At 61.6% G+C, this 20,454-nt stretch carries 20 protein-coding genes; 6 read left to right on the top strand and 14 right to left on the bottom strand.

The window, feature by feature from the left end:
• The first annotated feature begins 11 nt into the window (after positions 1–11).
• Together FHU41_RS01335 and FHU41_RS01330 are read left to right on the top strand one after the other, a co-directional pair.
• The gene (locus FHU41_RS01335) at positions 12–686 is read left to right on the top strand and encodes an NAD-binding protein (protein ID WP_179387870.1); all 675 of its coding nucleotides are present in this window, start codon (positions 12–14) and stop codon (positions 684–686) included.
• A complete protein-coding gene (locus FHU41_RS01330; protein WP_179387869.1) occupies positions 683–1,396 on the top strand; it encodes an NAD-binding protein in 714 nt (237 codons plus the stop codon). Before FHU41_RS01335 ends, FHU41_RS01330 begins: the two co-directional genes overlap by 4 nt.
• Here FHU41_RS01330 and FHU41_RS01325 read toward each other — a convergent pair.
• The 4 genes from FHU41_RS01325 to dut are packed head-to-tail and all read right to left on the bottom strand — an operon-like array spanning position 1,317 to position 3,776.
• Complete coding sequence (locus FHU41_RS01325; RefSeq protein ID WP_179387868.1) at positions 1,317–2,111, bottom strand: DUF3159 domain-containing protein; 795 nt, start codon at positions 2,109–2,111, stop codon at positions 1,317–1,319. The two genes, FHU41_RS01330 and FHU41_RS01325, sit on opposite strands and share 80 nt — an antisense overlap.
• Positions 2,108–2,491: an OB-fold nucleic acid binding domain-containing protein gene (locus FHU41_RS01320; protein WP_179387867.1), complete on the bottom strand. Its 384-nt coding sequence runs from the start codon at positions 2,489–2,491 to the stop codon at positions 2,108–2,110. The genes FHU41_RS01325 and FHU41_RS01320 overlap by 4 nt, the downstream gene beginning before the upstream one ends.
• Positions 2,484–3,287, bottom strand: a complete 804-nt coding sequence (locus FHU41_RS01315; RefSeq protein ID WP_179387866.1) for a DUF3710 domain-containing protein — start codon at positions 3,285–3,287, stop codon at positions 2,484–2,486. Before FHU41_RS01315 ends, FHU41_RS01320 begins: the two co-directional genes overlap by 8 nt.
• 6 nt (positions 3,288–3,293) lie before the next feature.
• Positions 3,294–3,776 (bottom strand): dUTP diphosphatase, encoded by a 483-nt coding sequence (gene dut, locus FHU41_RS01310; RefSeq protein WP_179389060.1) that lies wholly within the window; start codon positions 3,774–3,776, stop codon positions 3,294–3,296.
• A 109-nt stretch (positions 3,777–3,885) separates the two neighbouring features.
• Here dut and FHU41_RS01305 point away from each other — a divergent pair, with 109 nt between their 5' ends.
• Entirely contained in the window at positions 3,886–4,383 is a 498-nt protein-coding gene (locus tag FHU41_RS01305) for a DUF3093 domain-containing protein (protein ID WP_179387865.1), read from the top strand.
• 1 nt (position 4,384) lies between these two features.
• Here the strand turns inward: FHU41_RS01305 and FHU41_RS01300 are convergent, their stop codons facing one another.
• The gene (locus FHU41_RS01300) at positions 4,385–4,684 is read right to left on the bottom strand and encodes a DUF4193 domain-containing protein (RefSeq protein ID WP_045073621.1); all 300 of its coding nucleotides are present in this window, start codon (positions 4,682–4,684) and stop codon (positions 4,385–4,387) included.
• A 449-nt stretch (positions 4,685–5,133) separates the two neighbouring features.
• Between FHU41_RS01300 and sepH the strand changes: the two genes are divergently transcribed.
• On the top strand, positions 5,134–6,402 hold the full coding sequence (gene sepH / locus FHU41_RS01295) for a septation protein SepH (RefSeq protein ID WP_179387864.1): 1,269 nt from the start codon (positions 5,134–5,136) through the stop codon (positions 6,400–6,402).
• A gap of 14 nt (positions 6,403–6,416) precedes the next feature.
• Here the strand turns inward: sepH and FHU41_RS01290 are convergent, their stop codons facing one another.
• The 4 genes from FHU41_RS01290 to FHU41_RS01275 are packed head-to-tail and all read right to left on the bottom strand — an operon-like array spanning position 6,417 to position 11,670.
• Entirely contained in the window at positions 6,417–7,106 is a 690-nt protein-coding gene (locus FHU41_RS01290) for a thymidine kinase (RefSeq protein ID WP_179387863.1), read from the bottom strand.
• On the bottom strand, positions 7,106–8,308 hold the full coding sequence (locus tag FHU41_RS01285; protein WP_179387862.1) for an alkaline phosphatase family protein: 1,203 nt from the start codon (positions 8,306–8,308) through the stop codon (positions 7,106–7,108). The genes FHU41_RS01290 and FHU41_RS01285 overlap by 1 nt, the downstream gene beginning before the upstream one ends.
• A gap of 1 nt (position 8,309) precedes the next feature.
• Positions 8,310–9,002, bottom strand: coding sequence for a DUF5998 family protein (locus FHU41_RS01280; RefSeq protein WP_179387861.1), 693 nt, complete (start codon positions 9,000–9,002; stop codon positions 8,310–8,312).
• A gap of 34 nt (positions 9,003–9,036) precedes the next feature.
• Positions 9,037–11,670 (bottom strand): bifunctional acetate--CoA ligase family protein/GNAT family N-acetyltransferase, encoded by a 2,634-nt coding sequence (locus FHU41_RS01275; RefSeq protein WP_179387860.1) that lies wholly within the window; start codon positions 11,668–11,670, stop codon positions 9,037–9,039.
• A gap of 72 nt (positions 11,671–11,742) precedes the next feature.
• Here FHU41_RS01275 and FHU41_RS01270 point away from each other — a divergent pair, with 72 nt between their 5' ends.
• Positions 11,743–14,208 (top strand): DNA gyrase/topoisomerase IV subunit A, encoded by a 2,466-nt coding sequence (locus tag FHU41_RS01270; protein WP_179387859.1) that lies wholly within the window; start codon positions 11,743–11,745, stop codon positions 14,206–14,208.
• Positions 14,209–14,391: 183 nt separating this feature from the next.
• Here FHU41_RS01270 and FHU41_RS01265 read toward each other — a convergent pair whose 3' ends face one another.
• Entirely contained in the window at positions 14,392–14,712 is a 321-nt protein-coding gene (locus tag FHU41_RS01265) for a DMT family transporter (protein ID WP_179387858.1), read from the bottom strand.
• Positions 14,713–14,755: 43 nt separating this feature from the next.
• On the opposite strand from FHU41_RS01265, the gene FHU41_RS01260 reads away from it, so the two are divergent.
• A complete protein-coding gene (locus tag FHU41_RS01260; protein ID WP_179387857.1) occupies positions 14,756–15,274 on the top strand; it encodes a DinB family protein in 519 nt (172 codons plus the stop codon).
• 27 nt (positions 15,275–15,301) lie between these two features.
• On the opposite strand, the gene FHU41_RS01255 is transcribed toward FHU41_RS01260, so the two are convergent.
• The 4 genes from FHU41_RS01255 to cydB are packed head-to-tail and all read right to left on the bottom strand — an operon-like array spanning position 15,302 to position 20,452.
• The gene (locus tag FHU41_RS01255; RefSeq protein WP_218846896.1) at positions 15,302–16,282 is read right to left on the bottom strand and encodes a GNAT family N-acetyltransferase; all 981 of its coding nucleotides are present in this window, start codon (positions 16,280–16,282) and stop codon (positions 15,302–15,304) included.
• Complete coding sequence (cydC, locus tag FHU41_RS14980; RefSeq protein WP_246279400.1) at positions 16,279–17,892, bottom strand: thiol reductant ABC exporter subunit CydC; 1,614 nt, start codon at positions 17,890–17,892, stop codon at positions 16,279–16,281. Before cydC ends, FHU41_RS01255 begins: the two co-directional genes overlap by 4 nt.
• Positions 17,889–19,442 (bottom strand): ATP-binding cassette domain-containing protein, encoded by a 1,554-nt coding sequence (locus FHU41_RS14975; RefSeq protein WP_246279399.1) that lies wholly within the window; start codon positions 19,440–19,442, stop codon positions 17,889–17,891. The genes cydC and FHU41_RS14975 overlap by 4 nt, the downstream gene beginning before the upstream one ends.
• Positions 19,439–20,452, bottom strand: a complete 1,014-nt coding sequence (cydB, locus tag FHU41_RS01245; protein WP_179387856.1) for a cytochrome d ubiquinol oxidase subunit II — start codon at positions 20,450–20,452, stop codon at positions 19,439–19,441. The genes FHU41_RS14975 and cydB overlap by 4 nt, the downstream gene beginning before the upstream one ends.
• Positions 20,453–20,454 lie beyond the last annotated feature (2 nt).

The raw sequence follows: 20,454 nt of genomic DNA, 5'->3' as shown, positions 1-20,454 counted from the left end.
GGAGATATCCAGTGGCACACTATGTGATCATGGGCTGCGGCCGAGTGGGAGCCACCTTGGCGCACACGCTGGAAGACTCCGGCCATACCGTGGCCATCATCGATCAGGATGATCGTGCCTTCCGCCGCTTGCGCAAGAGCTTTAGCGGCCGCAAGGTGACCGGCATCGGCTTTGACCGGGAAACCCTCAAACAAGCCGATATCGAGCAGGCGTATGCCTTTGCTGCGGTTTCCAGCGGTGATAATTCCAATGTGCTAGCCACCCGAGTGGCCCGCGAGACCTTCCACGTGGAGCACGTTGTCGCCCGCATTTACGATCCGGGCCGCGCGGAAATCTATCAGCGACTGGGCATCCCCACGGTGGCTGCGGTGCGTTGGAGCGCCGATCAGGTGCTGCGCAGGATCCTTCCCGAACAGAGCATCGCCGGTGATTTCCGGGAGGCTTCCGGACGACTCATCCTCAGCGAGGTCCCGCTGCACGACGGTTGGATTGGCCGCAGCCTGGAAGATCTGGAGAAGCTCAGTGGGGCCCGAGTGGCCTACCTGACCCGTTTTGGGGAAGGCATCCTGCCTAATCACGAAAGCAGCTATCAGCAGGGCGATACCGTGCACATGATGCTCGAGGTAGCTAAACGCTCTGAGCTCGAACGTATCTTCGGCACCGCACCAGCAAAGGAATCAGAGTGAAGGTCGTCATTGCCGGCGCTGGGAGCGTCGGTTCCTCCATTGCCCGTGAACTGCTCAGCCACCACCACGAGGTGCTGCTGATCGATCCGAAGCCCGAGGTGATCGGTCGCAGCGGTTTGCGTGGCGCCCGCTGGCTGGTCGGCGACGCCTGCGAGATCAGTACCCTGCGTGAAGCGAAACTGGAGGAGGCCGACGTCGTGGTTTCCTCCACCGGTGACGACAAAGTGAACCTCGTCGTGTCTCTACTGGCCAAAACCGAATTTGGCGTCGGCCGCACCGTGGGTCGGGTGAATAATCCCAAGAACGACTGGATGTTCGACGACTCCTGGGGTGTTGACGTCGCGGTGAACACCCCGAGGCTCATGACGGCCTTGGTCGAGGAAGCCGTGGAGATTGGCGATCTGGTGCGGCTACTCACGCTGCAAACCGGGGTCTCCTCGCTGGTTGAGTTCACCATGCCGCAGGACTCCCCCTTGCTCGGCGCCACCGTGGGTTCGATCGATTGGCCCGCAGATTCAACTCTGGTAGCGATCCTGCGAGACGAGGCTCCGATCACTCCTAGCATCGACGATGTGTTTGATGGTGGTGACGAGTTGTTCTTCATCACCACGATCGCCGCAGAAGACGAGCTTAGGGCGCTTCTTGCTCCCCAGGGTCTTGAACCGGAGACGGAGCAGAATCAGCCGGAGCAGGATCTTCCGGCGAGCTAGTTTCCGCGGAATCCACAGCGGGCCGGGACACCATCCAAGCCAACCAGAGCGCTAAGGCGTAAAGCGGCACTCCCATGGCCAGGCGGGTGGTGCCCAGGGCGGCTAGGTTTCCGGCGAAGTACAACGGAACCTGCACCAGCAATCGAAGTGCGAATAATGCCAGCACAATCCAGGCGGCGATCATATATGCCCGGACACGCTCCGGCTTAGGTTTCCACTCTAGGTTCTCACCACGAATGAATCCGAAAAGTAGCCCGGTAATCGGCCAGCGGACCAGCATCGAGATGCCGACTACCAGAATGCTGACCACATTGATCAGGAAACCCGGAACGTAATAGTCCAGGGCATTTCCGGTGGAGCGAGAGAAGATCGCACAGATAGCGATACCGACCAATCCCGAAAAGGACTGCACGATGCTGCCACGCTGCAGCAGCCGAATCACCGCAAAGACCAAACCCACCGCGATGGCCGCGATAATCGACACCGTGAGGTCCTGCCAGATCATGAAACTCACGAGGAACACCAGCCCCGGCACTAAGGTCTCTGCCAGGCCACGCCAGCCGCCAACTGCCTTCATCAGATCGATGTGGCCATGTTCGTTACGGCTCAACCCCGATCGGGCTGCATAGCTTTCCGCTAACTGGGCGAAGCTGAGCTCCTTGGCCGTGGCCTCTTCGGGCTCGGGTGCCTTTTGAGGTTCTGAGGCTTCGCTCATCCGGTGTACTCCTGGAATTCTGGTTTGCCGATGATCTCGTACCGTGGGTTGAAGATCGTGGGCAATCCTCCGTGCAGCGCCACCATGCCCTCGAACCGCACCTCGGTACCGGCTTCGATCCCCGGCACCTGACGCTGTCCCAACCAGATCAGCCGCAATCTACTGCCTTCGACCACTTTGAGCTGATTTTTATCTTGTTTATGTTCGCGCCGTTGAGGCTGGGCATATTTGTCCACATCGGTCACGATCGCGGAGAACTCCGGGGCTTGGTTAACCGGCACGATGGTGATCGATTCGATATACCCCCGGCCGAGCGCCCGGCCGCGTGCCGGCAACTTACCGATAGTGCTCAGTTCGGTTTTGGCCGTTGGATTAGCCAATCTCGGTGATCTCCGGGCCGCGGCGAGGCGCGCTCATCTTCGGCTGAACAGCTTGGTTTCCGGCGGAGTCCGCGGCCACCGATCCCTGAGCATCCGGCACCGCATCCTTGGGCAAGCTCAGCGGCAACAGATCCCGCGGCGGCATGGGGCTGTCGCCACGGATAACGACGACGGTACGGAACAAAGCTTCAAGCTCAGCGGCCGCATCGGGTTCCAGGGCGGCAGGACCGCCAAGCACCCCGCGGAGGAACCAACGTGGGCCGTCCACGCCAATGAATCTGGCCGCACGGAACCCCTTGCTGCCGTCGGCTGCCTGAGCGGGCAGTTTAGCCAGCACCTCCGGGCCGAAGCTGCCGTTGAGTTCCTCGACGCTACCGCCTTGGGATTCAACTGAACTGCCGATCTGTTCCCGGATCTCGGGCCATAGGATTTCGGAGCGCGGCGCTGCAAAAGCCTGCAATTGCAGGGATGAACCGGCCAAGTCAAGAGTGACGGCAATGACGCGCTGGCTGCTTTCCTCAATTTCCAGCCGTAGCTGCAAACCTTCGTGCGGCGTGATCCGCAAGGCACCGAGGTCAACATAGCCTTCTGACTCCTCCGCCTCATCCAGGTCGAAGGGGCCATGCAGCTCACGCTCGTAGACCTCGTCCAGAGGATCGGAGTCCCGCGCCGTGCTGTCTTCGGTGTCTTTTTCCGCCGTCTCAAGATCGGCGTCAACCTCTAGATCCTTTTCCACCTCAGCACTTTCTTGTGACTCAGGGTGAGATTTGGATCGCTTACCGCGCCCGAAAACCATGCTGAACTACTCCTTGTTGAGGGTCGTGGTGAACCCGCCGGTGGAACCGAAACCCGCGCTGCCGCGGACCGAGTCGGGCAATTCCTCAACGGGCAGGAACTGTGCGTATTCAACCCGCTGAATCACCATTTGTGCAATTCTATCGCCCCGGGACAAGCTGATCGGCTGAGCGCTATCTGTGTTCAGCAGGGTGACCGCAATTTCACCGCGGTAGCCGGCGTCGACCGTTCCGGGGGAGTTCACGATAGTCAAGCCGTGCTTGGTGGCCAGGCCGGATCGTGGATGGATCAACGCCACATAGCCCTCCGGCAGTGCAATAGAAACCCCTGTTGGTACCAGCACGCGCTCCCCCGGGGCGATCAGTACATCAATCCGAGCCCGCAGATCCGCTCCGGCGTCTCCGGGATGGGCGTAGCTGGGCGGTTCGATGTCCGGGTCAAGCATTTTAAGCTGAATGCCTAGGGTGGGCTCGGTCACGGTGGCCTCCATCGTGGTCTGTTGTGTTGCTGTCACTCCGGCAATTACTCTAGCCTGCCACCAAACCGCACGTATTCCTGACGAATTCGCGGGAAGGTGCGAAAAGTGACAAGCTGAGGCCATGCCTGAGAACGTCGATGAGTCTGTGCCGCCCAACAACCCCAGCAGTTACCCCGGCAGCTATATCGAGAAGCTCTGGCCTTCGCCCTGGATCTGGATTGTAGTGCTGGGCATCTCGGCAGCCGGGATTTTGATCCTGGCTCCGATCAACTTGTTCGCCGGGTACGTGGCCGCCGTCGTACTCTTCCTCTTGCAGGGCGCTTTCTTGATCACCAGCACCCCGCGCATCGAAGTGGATTCGAACAGCCTGACGGTGGGCCGGGCCAGCATCGAACGCAGATTCATCGGCTCGGTAGAAGCCTTCCGTGGCGACGCGGCTTTCGCTCAACGCGGACCCAAGCTCAACGGCTTAGCCTTCCTCTGCCTACGCGGCTGGATTTCGCCAGTGGTGAAAATTGAGATTACCGACGAATCGGACCCCACTCCTTACTGGTTAACCTCGACGAGGCGGCCAGAACAGCTTGTCGCCGTCCTGACCGCCTCGGGCGCGTCAGAGTGATTTAGCCTTCGCAATCCTTGCAGTAAAGCAGGCCATTCTTCTCTCGCGCAATCTGTGAACGGTGCCGAACCAGGAAGCAGGATGAACAGGTGAACTCGTCCGCTTGAGCAGGCAGTACCCGCACCAGCAACTCTTCACCAGAAAGATCCGCACCCGGTAGTTCGTAGCTATCCGCCGCTTCCGCTTCATCCTCATCAACGACCGCCGACTGTTTGTCGGTCCGGCGGGACTTCAATTCTTCAATTGAGTCCTCACTGAGGTCGTCTTCCGTCTTCCGCGGCGCATCGTAGTCTGTCGCCATAGTTCTATGCTCACGCTCCGGTCTTGATACTTAGTTCATGCTCAGTCATGCCCAGGCTCCCCTTGGTGCCTCACAGATCAAACGTCATGAGGTGCGATTTTGTGCCCGGTAACGGGGTGATTTTTGCGCATATCCCCGGCAAATGCCAGTTCACAGGCAATATTTCACCGTGATTTCCCTCACAGCGCAGTATTTACTGGGGAAAAGCACAGAAAAACCACTAGTTTCCTGGTTCTGGCGACCCCAATACCAGCAGCGCCCACCAACGGGACTAGGCCACCATACAACATCCGCCACACCTACGTTGGTCGTAGTAATCCGAGGCTTTCGGTGGCAGAGTTTCAACTGAGCTAGTGTGCTTCAATCCAAAGGCTGATACCAAAGCAGTCAAGATCAGCCAAGATCAGTAAGAAGCAGCGGGAAAGCAGCACGAAATAGGTGGGTACGAGATGCAGGATCTGCGATTGGTGGGAGTTCATGACGACGGGCAACACTTATTGCTCAGCGGCGCAGGCGGCGAAATCTATCGGCTGCGCATTGACGAGGCGTTACGCGTCGCGTCCTCAAGAACAACTCACCGTGGGGGTCCAAGCGTGAACGGCGAAACTGAAACCCCCAGGCTCTCCCCACGCGATATCCAGCAGCGAATCCGCGGCGGTGCCAGTGCTCAGGAAGTCGCAGAGGCTTCCGGGGTACCGCTGGAGCACGTTCAGCGTTACGAGGGACCTGTACTGGCCGAACGCGAGTACGTTGCTCAACAGGCTCAGCGGGTTCAGGTTGCTGATGCCCTTCCCAACCATGACGGTTACCGCTCCGCCTTCGGCGACGATCCGGCCAGCCTGGGCGATATGGTCTCGCATCGGCTCACCGCGCTAGGCATTAACCCGGACACCGCGGTCTGGGACGCTTGGCGCCGTTCAGATGGTAGTTGGACTGTTACCGCAGATTTCGACGCCGAGGCCGCTAAGGTCTCTGACGTCGGTGAGTCTGCGCCGGCTCAGTGGATTTATCACACCGCACGGAAGAGCGTGCAGAACGCCAATCGTTGGGCTCAGTTGCTCAGCGAGATCGCTCCCCTGGATTCGCCGGTGCCCGCCCGCCGCCTTTCCGCCGTCGCGGACCGGCCCTTCGACGTCGAAACGGACAGCCCCGAGCTGGACGAGGAAACCGTTGACGCTGCACAAGAAGCGCAAGACAAGGATGCCCAGGATTCCGAGACGCTGCTGGATTTGCTGCGTTCCCGTCGTGGCCAGCGGCTTGGGGTGGCCGAAGAGGAGGACGACGCGCTCGCGCTAATGCTTAGCGAAGGCGTGCCTGCCGCTCATCCGCGCCCCGGTGACCTAGACGCCGTCGAACCCGAAGAGGGCGAAGCGAACACGGGCAGCCAGGACGGTGCTGAGCAGCTTGAGCAGGCCGCTCAGCAGTCCTTCTTCCCGCCACTCAGCTTGGCTCCGGCCCCGGCTGAGCAGGCGAGCGATGGCAATGACGATCCGCTCGGACTTTTCGGCGATGTCAGCACCGAAACTCGGGAGATCAGTATTCCGGCGCATCCAGCCAAACCCAGCCAGAACGCTTCCGCTCGCTCCGAAGAAGCTGCCGAGCCCGGTTCCGCCGAGGAAACCCCGGAACCGGCGGAACGCCGGGCTCCGATCAAGCCCAAGCGTTCCAGTGTGCCTAGCTGGGACGAGATTGTCTTCGGCACCAAATCGGATAGCTAGGCGCGGAACCGCTCTTAGCGTTGTGGCGGGACGGCGCATACCTCAAAGTCGGAAACGTCAAAGGGTAGCAATTGGTCCTTCTCCGCTAGCTGATTGGCGCTATGAGCGGTGACTCGGCGCATATAGTGACGGCGGCACAGGGTTTCGTAGCCTACTCGCCCCTCCGGTGTGGAACTAGTGACATCTCCCACCACCACCTGGTCGCCCTCAACCACCATCACACCGTCCAAGGTGCGTGCATTGTGAGTGGCCCGGCGTCCGCACCAGCACAATGCCTCAACCTGTAAAACGTGCACTCGGTCGGCCAGCTCGATCAGTCGCTGCGATCCGGGAAACAATCGGGTACGGAAATCGGCGGTGATACCGAAAGCGAAAACATCGAGCTCCATTTCGTCAACCAGCCGCGCGAGTTGTTCAATCTGGAGTGGGGTATAAAACTGAGCCTCATCGCAGATGAGGTAGTCCAGCGCAGCGCCGCGAGTACGTCGACGCACCACTTCTTCCCAGAAGTCGGTGCCCTCTGCCACCTCAATCGCACCCGTCTGCAAACCCAGTCTGGAGGAAATAATCGACTCCCCGGCTCGGTCGTTGCAGCTAAAGAGCAGCCCGGCACGACCGCGCGCACTGTGGTTGTGGTTCAGCTGCAGCGCCAAAGTCGATTTACCGCAGTCCATGGTGCCGGAGTAAAAAACCAACTCTGCCATTATTTGCCTTTCCTTCCGGACTTCCCCGGTCTACCCGACGTTCCGGTGACCGGAATTCTGATCAGCGGGATTTCCCGCTCTGCGCGCGTGAGCGAGCCGTGCTGACCAACGACTTCCATCGCCGTCGGGCGTACTCGACGGGCATCATAAAAGGCCACCGGTTCGCGAGCCGCAATCAGCAGATCACCGATCCGCGGCGCCACCTCGGGCCGCACCGTGCCGAAGTATCCCGCTGCGATCGCCTCCGCTCGGCTAAAAATCCAGGCTTGGCTACCCCAAGCTCGCTGCCAGCTGGCTTTGAGTGCCTCCGGATCGGCGTCGGCTTCCAAATAGAGCTGAACCAGCCGGGGCTCACCCCCGGTATGCCGAACGCCAGCTATCAGCTCGGAGTCCGTGGAGAAATCGATCCGGCTTGCCTCCGGGACATCCACCATGCCGTGATCGGCGGTCAGCAACAGGAGCGTTCCCGCGGGTAGCTGACTGGAAAGTCGGCGCATCCCCGCATCTAGTTCTTCCAGTTCGTTTTCCCACTGCACGGAGTCCACGCCGTAACGGTGCCCGGCCTTGTCCAGCTCCGACCAGTAGAGGTAGAGCAGCATCCGCTTCTCCTCAGCCAGTAGCTCTGCCGCCGACTGGGTTCGGGCATGCACCGAATTCGCGGGCACAAAGCGGCTGCCCCGTAAGGCCGCCTGGGTCATCGGTGAGTTAGCAAATTTGGCCAGGCTTACCGTGGCGGTTGGGAGCACACCCTCAAGCCGTTCGAAAACCGTTGCTTGTGGCTGCCAGCGCAGCGGATCGACCTTATGGTCCCAGTTGCCGAGCAGGTTGACGATCTTGTCCTGATCCGGGTCCAGCACGTCATAGCCGACCATGCCGTGCAGTCCGGGTTCGACGCCGGTCCCCAGGCTACTAAGCGAACTCGCGGTAGTGGAGGGAAAGGCCGAATTGATCACCCGGTAGTTACTGCCGCCGCCCAACACGGAGCGCAAGAAGGGCGCGTGTGCACCCTTTCGCTTCAACAGCGCCGCGCCAAGGCCGTCCACCAGCACCACTACCACTCGATTGCTCGTAGGCAGCCCGAGCTGGTTAGTGAAGCCTTCCGCTCCCAGCGCAGCCGCGCTGCTGCTGAGTACCGTTGAAATCGACCCCGGGGCGGAGGCGGAGGTGCCATAGCCGGGCCAGTCCGGCAGGAGTTCCGGCATCTCAGCGATGTTGGTTGCGGCCGAAGCGGCTGCCCCGAGCCACCTGACCGGGGCGAAGAACCGTTGCTTCGGGATCGGCAATGGCAACTGCACGGGTGTTCACCGAGCGCAGCACGCGCGCGAAGATCTTCGCATCCTGCACGGCAAGCAGGCCATCGGCCTCCGCGCTGATTCGCAAAGCGATATCCTCCTGAGCGATATTGCCGGTGTAACCGTGATCGGCCTCGCACTGCGGATCGCCGCAGGCTGCCGGGGCGATATCGATCCGCTGGCTGCCGGACCAACCAATGGAGAGGGTCAGTTCACGCACCGGGTCAGTGGGTTTGTAGTTCTGTGGCTGGGTGTACATATAGCTGAGCACCACGGAACGGATCTGCTTGACCGGAACGGATTCGGTGGAGATCTGCGCCATCATCCGCTCGCCGTTCTCGTCGAGCTGCTGGTCATCAACGTGAGCAATGATCAGCATCTGCTCGGTCAGAGCCAGCACCGTGATGTGCCGATGAATCTCGGTCTGGTCGAAGTGCGTTTCCAGGTGAGCCAGATGTGCCAGGCAGGGCTGACCGTCCAGGGCGTCCTCCACCACATCGCTCACCAGTAGCGGGTAGAAACCAGCCCTCTGCAGAGCCTGTTCCAGGCTCTGGCCTTGCGGGGTATGGGAACCAGCGGAGCGGAAAGCGTTCATTCTGCCCATTTTCCCAGAAAGCTGCGCTGCCGCCTAACGCCCATCAGCTGGCCATCGCCCGACGAGCACTATCGGTGCGCTGGGCGGCGTTGCCCAGCTGAATCTTGACCGAAAGCACGGTGCAGCCTTCCGTTCCGGCTAACACCGGAGTGAATTCGATGAGGGCAATCTCTGGATGCTCGTCCTTGAGCAGGGCCAGCCTAGCTACCAGGTCTTCCAGCGCCGAAATCTTGATAGGCGGTAGCCCCTGGTATCCGAAAAGCTTCGGGGCCGCGCGCGGTGCTCGCACTAGTTCCGAAACGTCTGTGCTGGACAGCGGCGGCACCCGGTGCGCCCAGTCATCGAGCAGGTTTACCGCATCTCCGGAAAGCCCGAAGGAGACCACCGGACCCAGCAAGGGGTCTTCAATGGCTCGTAGCGCACAAGCTTGGCCGAGAGGTGCCATCGCTTGGACTTCCAGCGCAGCCTCGCCGGTATGGGCCAAAGCGCCGCGCATCTGGGCAATTTCGTACTTGAGGGTCACCGAGTCTTGAATGTTCAAGCGCACCCCGCCCAGATCCAGTCGCTGCCGCAAAGCCGGGTCTGTGGATTTGAGCACCACCGGCCAGCCCAGGCGTTCTGCTGCCTGCACCGCCTCTTGATCGGAGTTGAAGGGCACCGACTCCAGCACCGGAATGCCGTAGTAACCCAGCAGTTGATGAGCCTCGGTCGGGCTGAGGGTTCGCAGCTCTGCACCCTCAACTTGTTCCAGGAGTCCATCCAAGAAACCCTGCGCGGCTTCCGATTCGATGCCCTCCGGTGGCTCGAAGCTCCCCTGCTCGCGGCGTAGCCAGCCGCTGTAGCGCACCAGGGCGGCGAGCGCGGTAATGGCGGTACCTGGGCTGGAGAAGGAGGGAAGGTCACCGTTTCCGGTGGCTAGCAGGCCTTCTACCGGGCTCTGCGGGTCCAAAATACCGCTGAAGGCCGCTACTACCGGCTTGCCGGTTTCTGCCGCGCAGGCAGCCAGCACCTCGGCTATAGGCTCAACTCCGAGCGCTTCGACATCGAGTCCGCGGGCTGGCATTAGGGTCGCGATGGCCGAATCCACGTCGCTGCGGCGCAGGGTGAGCAGTAACTTTTCCCGTAGCTCGGCTAAAGCCTGGGCTGGGTTCTCTTGATGCCCAACGTCGGTGATGGTCTCCACCACGACCAGTCCCGCTTCGGAGGCGGAATCCGCTACTACCCGAGCCAGCGCTAGGGAATTGCTCAGCACACTCAGCCCGGGCCCAGCCGGCAGCGCCTGGCTCAGCGCAATCTGAGCAATATTGGCGAGCTGGTCGATGTTCTTCACCCGGATAATGCCGGACTGACGCAGCATTGCGTCGAGTGCTCCGGCCGGAGCTTGGGTGGTACGGACCACATGGCCCGGCGGCAGTTGCAAGCCCAGGGCATCCGACTTGGCCAGAATGACTGGTTTATTGCGGGCCAGTCGCCGGGCCAGCCGAGAAAATTTTCGCGGGTTGCCAATGGATTCGAAGTACATGGCGCAGACCGCGGTATCGGCGTCATCCTCCCAATACTGCATCAGGTCATTGCCGGAAACATCGGCTCTGCTCCCGGCCGAGAGAATGCTGGAGATTCCCAGGCCGCGGCGGGCGGTGGAGGCGTAAAGCGCCACTCCGATGGCTGCCGACTGGCTAAACAGGCCGAGCTTCCCGGGGCGCGGCATTCCCGCCGCGAGTGAGGCATTGAGTGAAACCGAGGCGTTGGTATTGACTAGGCCCAGCGAGGCTGGGCCGATCAGGCGCATTCCATGCTCCCTGGCGGTGCGCACTAGCTCCTTTTGCAGCGCAAGCCCGGTCTCGCCGTCGTCCGCAAACCCGCTGGTCACCACCAGCACGCCCTTGACGCCAGCTTTGCCACACCGTTCAATTACCGGCAGCACCTCGGCTTTAGGCACGGCGATCACCGCGAGTTGTGGGCTCTGATCAAGTTCGGTGTGGATGGGGCCGGTGAAGCCGCCTTCGCGGAGGTGTTCGAGTAACTGCTCGGCGGGCCGCCCAGAGCCGATCACGGCGATTGAGGTCGGTGACAGCAAGCCCTCGATACTGCGCGCCTCGGCGCGGTGCTCCCGGGAGGCCATCACCGCGAGTGAACGTTCGGTGGGGTCAATGTCGAAGCTCAGGCTGACCACGCCGTCGTCGAAATGCCTGCTCACCTCGTAGCCCGCCTCGGCGAAGACGGTAAGCATTTTCCGGTTCTCCGGCAGTACCTCGGCGGTAAACCGGCTCACCCCGTTTTCCCGGGCTGCCGCGGCTAGGTGCTCCAAAAGGATCGATCCCAGTCCCCTGCCCTGATGGGCGTCGGAGATATTGAAAGCCACCTCGGCGAGCTTCGGATCATCCAGTCGGTCGTAGCGGCCCACCCCGATGATCGCCCCGGCCACCGTAATCACAAAAGCCACCCGGTCCCGGTAGTCCACCTGGGTGAATCGGCGCAGCTCTTTTTCGGAGAGCACCGAACGGTAAGTGAAGAAGCGCAGGTAGATCGATTGCTCGGATTGACCCTGATGGAAGGACTGCAGGGCATCGGCATCGCTGGCGGCAATCGGGCGCAGATGAGCGGTAGCACCGTCGCGGAGCACGACATCGGCCTCCCAATGGTGCGGATATCCGTCTCCCACGGGCTGAGTCACCATAGACTCAACTGTACTGAAACATTTTCGTATCTTGTTCCAGTGATTTCAGACCAGCACTAAGGAAAAGCAGCGATGGCCAGGCGCACGCCACCGGAAGATCCCTTTGTCGAAAACATCATTGACATCGACGTTTCCCAGGAAATGGAAGGTTCCTTCCTCGAGTATGCCTATTCGGTGATTTACTCGCGGGCGCTGCCCGACGCCAGAGACGGGCTCAAGCCCGTGCAGCGGCGCATTCTCTACATGATGAGCGAGATGGGCTTGCGTCCGGACCGCGGACACGTCAAGAGCGCCCGAGTGGTGGGCGAGGTGATGGGTAAGCTGCACCCCCATGGCGATGCCGCCATTTACGACGCCATGGTGCGGATGGCACAGGACTTTTCGCTGCGGTTGCCGCTGATTGATGGGCACGGTAACTTTGGTTCGCTCGACGACGGCCCGGCAGCTCCGCGATATACCGAGGCTCGGTTGGCCGCCGCCGCGCTGACTCTCACCGACCACTTGGACGAGAACGTCGTCGACTTTGTCCCCAATTACGATAATCAGCTGACCCAGCCCGAGGTGCTGCCCGCGGCTTTCCCAAACTTGCTGGTCAATGGTGCCACCGGCATCGCGGTTGGTATGGCCACCAATATGGCTCCGCATAACTTGGGCGAGGTAATTGCCGCCGCTCAACATCTGATCGCGCACCCAGAGGCTAGCCTGGACGATCTGATGCGCTTCGTCCCCGGACCCGACCTGCCCACCGGCGGGCGAATCGTCGGACTAGACGGCATCCGCGAGGCCTATCTGACCGGCCGTGGTTCTTTCAAGACCCGAGCCAAGGTCGAGGTTGAGCAACTCTCCGCCCGGCGCACCGGTTTGGTGGTTACTGAGCTGCCGTATTTGGTCGGCCCGGAAAAAGTGATCGAGAAGATCAAGGACGCGGTCAATTCCAAGAAGCTGCAGGGCATTTCGGATCTCGTTGATCTGACCGACCGGAATCACGGGCTACGGCTGGTCATTGAGCTGAAGAACGGTTTCAATCCGCAGGCTGTGCTGCAACAGCTCTATAAGTTCTCCCCGATGGAAGACTCCTTCGGGATCAACAATGTCACCCTGGTGGATGGCCAACCGCAGACCCTGGGGCTGCTCGAACTGCTACGGGTCTATGTGGCGCACCGCATCGATGTGGTGCGTCGGCGCACTGCCTTCCGGTTGAGCAAAAAGCAAGCTCGTTTGCACCTGGTGGAAGGCCTTTTGATTGCCATCGTCGATATCGACGAGGTGATCCAGATCATCCGATCCTCGGACGAAGTTGCCGCTGCGCGCGAGCGGTTGATGGCGATCTATGATCTCAGCGAAATCCAGGCAAATCACATCCTGGAGCTGCGCTTACGCCAGTTGACCAAGTACTCCCGGATCGAACTGGAAAAAGAGCAGGAAGAGTTGCTCCGGGAGATCGCGGAACTGGAACGAATCCTCGGCTCGGAACAGATACTCCGTGAGCTGGTCTCCTCGGAGCTAGGTGAGATCGCCACTAAATATGCCACTCCCCGCCGCACCGTGCTGCTGGAGTCGGAGGCAATCTCCCCCACAGTAGCCAAGGCACTAGCCGCTGCGAGCACCGGCAAGGCCGCCCCGCTGGCACTTGAGGTCCCGGACGATCCTTGCTGGGTGCTACTCAGCGCTTCCGGCCAGATCGCTCGCACCACCGGCCAGGAAGCCTTGCAGGACGGCGGAGGCCGGAGCAAGCACGACGTATTCCTCTCGGTGATTGCGACGACGGCGCGCGGCGAGGTAGCTGCTGTCACCTCAGCCGGGCGGATGCTCCGGCTGCAAGTGGTGGATACGCCGGTGCTGCCACCGGCCAATGGATTGCCCAATCTGGCCGGCGGGGTGCCTGCTAAAGAATTCGTCACCTTACTCAAGGGTGAATCGCTGGTGTCCTTTGTGCCGATTGATGCGGTGGTGGCACTCGGCACCGCAAATGGTGTGGTCAAACGAGTCACCCCGGAGTACCCCTTGAACCGGGAAGACTGGGAAGTCATCTCGCTGAAGGATCGCGATGCCGTGATCGGTGCCGCGGCAGCCGGCGATGAGGATGAACTGGTGTTCGTCACCGAGCAGGCTCAGTTGTTGCGTTTCCCCGCTTCTGCGGTTCGTCCGCAGGGGCGTACGGCGGGCGGCATGGCTGGCATCAAGCTCGCCTCTGGGGATACCGTGTTGAGTTTCGGTGTGGTGGCAGCCGAGGACCCGGAAGCCGTGGTGGTGACCATTGCCAGCACCTCCGGCGCTTTGCCTGGTACTTCAGCTGGTTCGGCCAAGGTCAGCGAGTTTGCTGAGTATCCGGCCAAGGGCCGAGCCACCGGCGGCGTGCGGGCGCATCGTTTCCTCAAGGGAGAAGATGTTCTGCTCTTAGCCTGGGTGGGTCACGGCCCAGCCAAGGCTGCCTCTGCGGCCGGAGTGGCTCGAGCTCTGCCCACCGAACACGGCCGCCGCGACGGTTCCGGAGTGCCGCTGACCCAGTCCATCGACGCCATCGGCCCCACCCTCTAGTCCGTTTCCCCTCCCGGCGCCCGTTTCCCCTCCCGGCGCCCGTTTCCCCACACGATGCTTACCCATCTGTCCCACTGAGTGTTACGGGTGATGCAGAAGCGCACGATTCTTGGCCACATCTGCCACTTGTTTAACATCGAATGGGACAACTGGGTAAAGCTCGGTGGGTAGGGACGGGTGGGGTTAGTGGCTTCCTTCTAGGTTTAGCGCTACTACTCCGGCCACGATCAGGCTGATTCCGATGATCTTGGCGAGCGATAGTGGCTCCTTGAAAAGCCAGAAACCGATCACGGCGATCACTGCGGTTCCTACCCCGGACCAGATTGCATAAGCGGTGCTGACCGGTATTTCCTTGAGCGCCAGACTCAGCGCATAGAAGGAAACCGCGTAACCGGCCACCACACCCACCGAGGGCCAGAGTTTGGAAAAGCCGTCCGAACCTTTGAGTAGCGAAGTGGCTACAATTTCACTCGCAATGGCCAGGATGAGGAAGACATAAGGCATGGCAGGCTCCTGTGCAGGGTGAGGTTGTGCCTAGACTACCCTCATGGCTATCACCCCGGATGAGAAGGACTGGACCTGGGTCCTGGAGCGACCATGCCCAGAGTGCGGCTTTGAAGCCGGCAGCGTTACTCCGGCGACGGCGGCCAGCAGCTTACCCAGTCTGCTGGCTCGTTGGCGCTCCGTGCTGCGCCGCCCTGAGGTGGCCGAACGGCCCAGTGAGGAACGCTGGTCCTCGCTGGAATACGGTTGCCATGTACGGGATGTCTTCGAGGTTTTCAATCAGCGGTTGAGCTTAATGTTGGAAGAAGATAACCCGCTGTTCGACAACTGGGATCAGGACCAGACCGCCCTCGACCGGGACTATGCCCGGCAGGACCCCGCAGAAGTAACAGTGGAGCTGCTCGCCGCCGGATCCGAGATCGCCGATGGTTTCGCCGCAGTGCGTCCGGAACAGTGGCAACGCCGCGGGCAACGCAGCAATGGCTCGGCCTTCACCGTCCAGACACTCTCCGGCTATTTCCTGCATGACATTGTGCATCATCTGCACGATGTGGACGGCTAGCTCCGGCTTCAGAGCCCCTAAGAAAACTTAGAGAGCCTTGTCATAGGCCATTGACTGATGCACCGCCTGGTAGCCCATCCGCTGATACAGACCGAGCGCGCCGGAGGGATTCTCGGTGTCCACGTCCAGGCTGGCCAGGTCCATCCCGGAAGCAATGAACCGCTGCATCGCATCGGCAAGTAGGGCCGGGGCGATCCCCCGGCCACGGTAAGCCCGACGCACACCAAGCAACTCGGTATAGCCCTCTTTGCGCCCCGAGTTCTCAAAGACATCATGGTCGTAATTGGCAATCTGGTAACCAGCCACTTCCCCACTGACATTGTCGATGGCCACGGTGCTCCAGTCGGCGCGGAACTGCTCGTGATTGACTAGAAAACCCCAGGCTTCCTGGTCCCGAGGCTCGGATCCCCAGTGATCGGCGAAGGCTTCATTATGGGCTTGCCGTATTTGTTCGGAAAGTTCAGGTGTGTAGCTTTCGATGCGGACGCCGGAATCCAGTTCGAGCTGCGGAATCTCCTCGCTCAGAGCTCGGTGCATCTCGGAGAAGTAGCGCACCACCTGGAAACCAGCCGAGCGGTACAGTGCATTCACCGCCAGGGCGTGCTCGTCCGCAAACACCCGGACCATCCCGGGTGCCTGACTGGCCTGAGTGAAACGCTCCAACGCCCGGCCCTGTTGCCATTCCAGCAGCGCTCGCCCAATGCCGCGGCGCTGCCACTGCGGATCCACTCCACCGAAAAGATAAGACTTCTCGCTGTCCGGGTTCTTTGTCACCTGGGCATATGCTCGGGCAATATTTTGTTCGTCGAAGCCAATCAAGGTGTCAAAGGCCGGGTTGTTCTTACTCGAGGAGAGCGCGTTCTCCAGATCGTCGCGCTGATCGTGCCAGGCCGGTTTTTCGACGGCCGCGATCCGGCGAATCAGGTCAAACCACTGATCGATGTCTCCGGTGTTGATGGCCCGGAACGTCAGCCCAAAAGAATCCAGAACTTCCAAGGAGTTGCTCATACCTTCACCGTATCGTGTACCGAAACGGACTGCAGCCCTAATTCCAGTAGCTGATCTGTGGCGTCCCGGTCCTCGGGCCGATGAGTCACCAAAAGCACCGTGCAGCCCTGCAAACTGCTCCGCAAATCCGTCATCAGAGCCAGCGCCCCCGCCTCATCCAGGTGCGCGGTCGGCTCATCCAGAAGCACCAATTCGGCTTTGCTGAGTAATGCCCTGGCCACCGCCACCCGTTGACGTTGGCCCCCGGAGAGCTCGTTCCCCGCTAAACCGATCTTGGTATCCAATCCTTGAGGCAGTTCGGCCAGTAGCGGCCCCAGGCCCACTTGCTTGAGCACCTGCAGCAATTCGGAGTCATCCGGTGCCTCAGCAGCAGACCTGGCCAGCGCCAGATTCCCGCGCAGGGTGGAGTCGAAAAGATGCGACTCTTGAGGGCACCAGGCGATCTTCCCGGTCACCGCCAGGTGACCACCCAGGCTAGGAACACTGCCCATCAGGGTTGCGAGTAGGGTGGATTTTCCGGCCCCGCTTGGCCCGGTCACGGTGAGCCATTGCCCCCGGGCAAGGCTCAGATCTAAGCCTTCGACGACGGCTCGGCCTTCCCAGCCCAGACTCACGTTTTCGGCCTGCACGGCAAACCCAGGCTCGGCTTTTGGCAGCGTCGGTACCGGGCTGCTCTCTAGTTCCCGTGCCAAGGTGCTTAGCGCGGCGCGCACCGCGGGGAGTCCGATCGCTGCCTGGTTCAACGGTGCAAAGGCGTCTATTAGACCGAGTTGAAGTAACACCAGGGCCAGCAATACCTCGGCGGGTAACTGGCCGGAGGCTGCTAGCGGTCCGCCGATCATCAAGAATCCGATTGCGCTCAATCCCGCGCAGGCGGTAAGCAGTGCAGTGCCGGAACCTTGTGCCCAGGCGCTACGGGTGGCAGCAGCGGTGGCTTTCCGGTCAAGTTCCCGGACGCTATCGAGTGGTCCTTTCGACACTCGGTTGCTGCGCAATTCGGCGGCTGCGCTGAGCAACACCGAGAGCCTGCTGAGCATCCCACTGCGAGCTCCTTGCTCGGCACTGGCTGCCCGCCGATCGGCGGCCACCGCCAGCAGCGGGGCGCAGACGAGTGCAATAAAGAGCACGGCCCCCTGCAGGAGGAGCGCCTGCGGCAGCAGGAGGCCGGTGGTCACCATCACCCCGACGGCGGTCAGCAGAGAGCTAATCGGCGGCAGTACCACCCGCGGCAGCAGATCCCGCAGGGCATCGACCTCACCAACTAGCTGGGAGAGGACTGCATCCCCGCGTTGCAATTCCCGTCTGGCTGGCAGCTTCTGGCTCAGTGCCGACCAGAGTCCGTCCCGCACCCGCGTGGCTGCAGCAAAAACCGCATCATGTACGCCGAGCCGCTCCAAGTAGCGGCTCAGGGCTCTGGAAAGTCCGAAGAAGCGCACTCCCACCATGGCCACCAGCAAGTACAGTACGGGTGGTTGCTGGCTGGCTCGGACGATCAGCCAGCCGGAAAGCGCGGTCAGCGCCAGCGCGCTCAAAGTCGCTAGGGTGCCAAACAGCATGGCTCGCAGGAAGGCCGGGCGCCAGGGTTGCAGGACGTTCCAGAGCAGCCTCATTTGGTCAGCTCCAGTTCCAGATGTTGATCGGCGAGCGCCAGCAGACGACGATCATGGCTGGCCAGCAGCACGGTGGCCCGGCTCCGCAGGCTCAGCACCGCCTGCTCTATCCAGCGAGCCGATTCTGCATCCACATGCGCGGTCGGTTCGTCGAGCAAAACCACCTGCGCGCCGCTTTCCACTCGGGCCAGCACCCGAGCCAAGGCAAGTCTGCGTAGCTGACCGGGGCTCAGGCTGGCCGGATGTTGTCCTTCTCTTCCGGAGAGTCCGACGGCGTCCAGCAGCACCGTGGGCTGCTCGGCTCCCCAGAGCTGGAGTTCGGCCGCAACCGTGGTTTCGGTGCTTCCCGGTTGCTGCGAAAGCCAGCTCAGCCGATCGGGGTCAATGCCGCTCACCGTTCCGCTCAGTTCGGCCTGATTGCTGGTGAGTTGGCCGGCCAGGGCGGCCAAGAGAGTTGATTTTCCGCAGCCACTAGGCCCGGACACGGCGCAGATGGTGCCCGGTTCAACGCTGAGGTTAAGCTCGGAGATCGCGGCACCCCTACGTTGCGGGTAGTGCACGCTGAGTCCGGAGACTTGCACTCCCCCGCCCGGATGCGACTGCTCGGTAGAGAGCACACCGCGCCCACGCTCCGCATCCAGCACCAGCCGCGCCCGGCGCATCGCTTCCCGGCCGTCGTCGCTAGCGTGAAAAGCGGTGCCTACCTCGCGCAACGGCAGGTAACAGTCGGCCACCAGAATCAGCACCAGCAGGCCGGTTTCCAGGCCGAGCTGTCCATAAACCAAACGAACACCGATGAACACCGCCACCACCGCGACCGAAAGCGTGGCGGCTAGTTCCAAAGCCAGTGCGGAGAGGAAAGCGGTGCGCAGGGTCAGCATCGTCCGCGAGCGGTATTCCTGGCCCAGTTCCCGCAATGCGGCTCGTTGTTCGGCCGCCCGGCCCACCCCGATCAGCACCGGCAGCCCGCGAGCCAACTCGGCCAGATGATGCGACAGCCTGAGCAGCGCACCGGAGGCTTCGCTAACCTTCTGCTGGATGTGCCAGCCGATCAAAGCCATGAAGAGGGGAATCAGGGGAACCGTGAGCAGCACGATCAAAGCACTCACCCAGTCGGCGCTGAGAATGCGCAGGCCGAGGATCAGTGGCACAGTGGCGGCACTCACCAGAGCGGGTAGGAACTGGGTGTAGTAGCCATCCAAGGCGTCCAAGCCCCTCGTGGCCAGCACCGCAGCAGCCGGCTCCGCCCCGCCGTCGTCCATCCAGCGTTCTACTAGCTCGGCACGCAGCGCTTCCTTGGCTCCCAAGGCAATTCGCTGTGCCAGCACCGCGACCGCCCAGACCGCCAGCCCGCGTAATACGGCCGCGACGGCGGCGAGCAGCAAGTTCCCGCTCGCGTTCTGTCCGTGGATCAGTTCGAGTGAGGCTGCGGCCAAGCCACCGGCGAAGGCCACCATGGTTGCCGCTTTGAAGGCGTTGAGCACACCGAGCAGGTAAAGACCGCTCATCGCCTTTCCGGGCAGGGCACCGCGGAGCAGGGCGGGTTTCATGCCGACTGCACCTGGCCCGGAATTTGCTTGCTGCTGATCCGTTTGCGGAAGACCCAGTAAGTCCAGCCTTGATAGGCCAGCACCAGCGGCACTCCGAAGCAGGCGATAATGCTCATCAGGCCCAGCGTGTAGGGCGAAGACGAGGCATTCTGCACGGTGAGATCGAAGGATTCGGAGAGCGTTGAAGGCAGTACCCGCGGGTAAAGGTTAAGAAAGATCCCGCTGATCGAGGCAAGCAGGAAGATGCCTGTGAACAGAAAGGACCAGCCCTCGCGGGTACGACGGGCGGCAAGTACGGCCGCGGGAACCGCCAGCACCGCCACGGCAAGGCACAGCCAGCCGAACGCCTTGCCGCCGTTCAACTGGATGAGCAGTGCCCAAGCCAGCATCGGGAGTACTCCCAGCGGCAAACAGCGGGCAAAGAGGCGGCGCGCCCGGTTCCGCACCTCGCCATCGGTCTTGAGCGCCAGGAAAGCCAGAGCGTGTACCAGGCAGAACAGCACGACGGCGGCCCCTCCCAGCAGCGCGTAGCCATTGAGCCAGGCGAAGGCGCCGCCCACCCGGTCTCCGTTAGCATCCAGGGGAAGGCCCGTGCTGGTGAGCGCCAGCGCGGTTCCGACCCCGAACGCAGAGACCGCCGAGCCCAAGAAGATTGCCCAGTCCCAGGCGGTGCGCCAGCGGGCAGAGTCAACCTTTCCGCGGTATTCGAAGCCGACGGCCCGGAAGATCAGCCCGAGTAGCACCAGGATCATCGGCAGATAAAGCGAGGAGAGCAGCGCCGCGTACCAGTGTGGGAAAGCTGCGAAGGTTGCGCCGATGGCGGTGATCAGCCACACCTCGTTGCCGTCCCAGACCGGGCCGACGGTGTTCAGCAGCACTCGACGGTCGGTGTTATTGCGAGCGAAGAGTTTCATCAGCATGCCAACACCCAGATCGAAGCCCTCCAGGAAGAGATAGCCGGTCCAGAGTACTGCGATGAGTACAAACCACAGGGTGGGTAGGAAGTCCATAG

Origin of the sequence: Psychromicrobium silvestre, assembly GCF_013408295.1 — a bacterium.
In the GTDB taxonomy this organism is placed as follows: domain Bacteria; phylum Actinomycetota; class Actinomycetes; order Actinomycetales; family Micrococcaceae; genus Renibacterium; species Renibacterium silvestre.
Note: the sequence above shows the minus strand (reverse complement) of the source record. Positions and strands in the feature narration are given on the sequence as shown.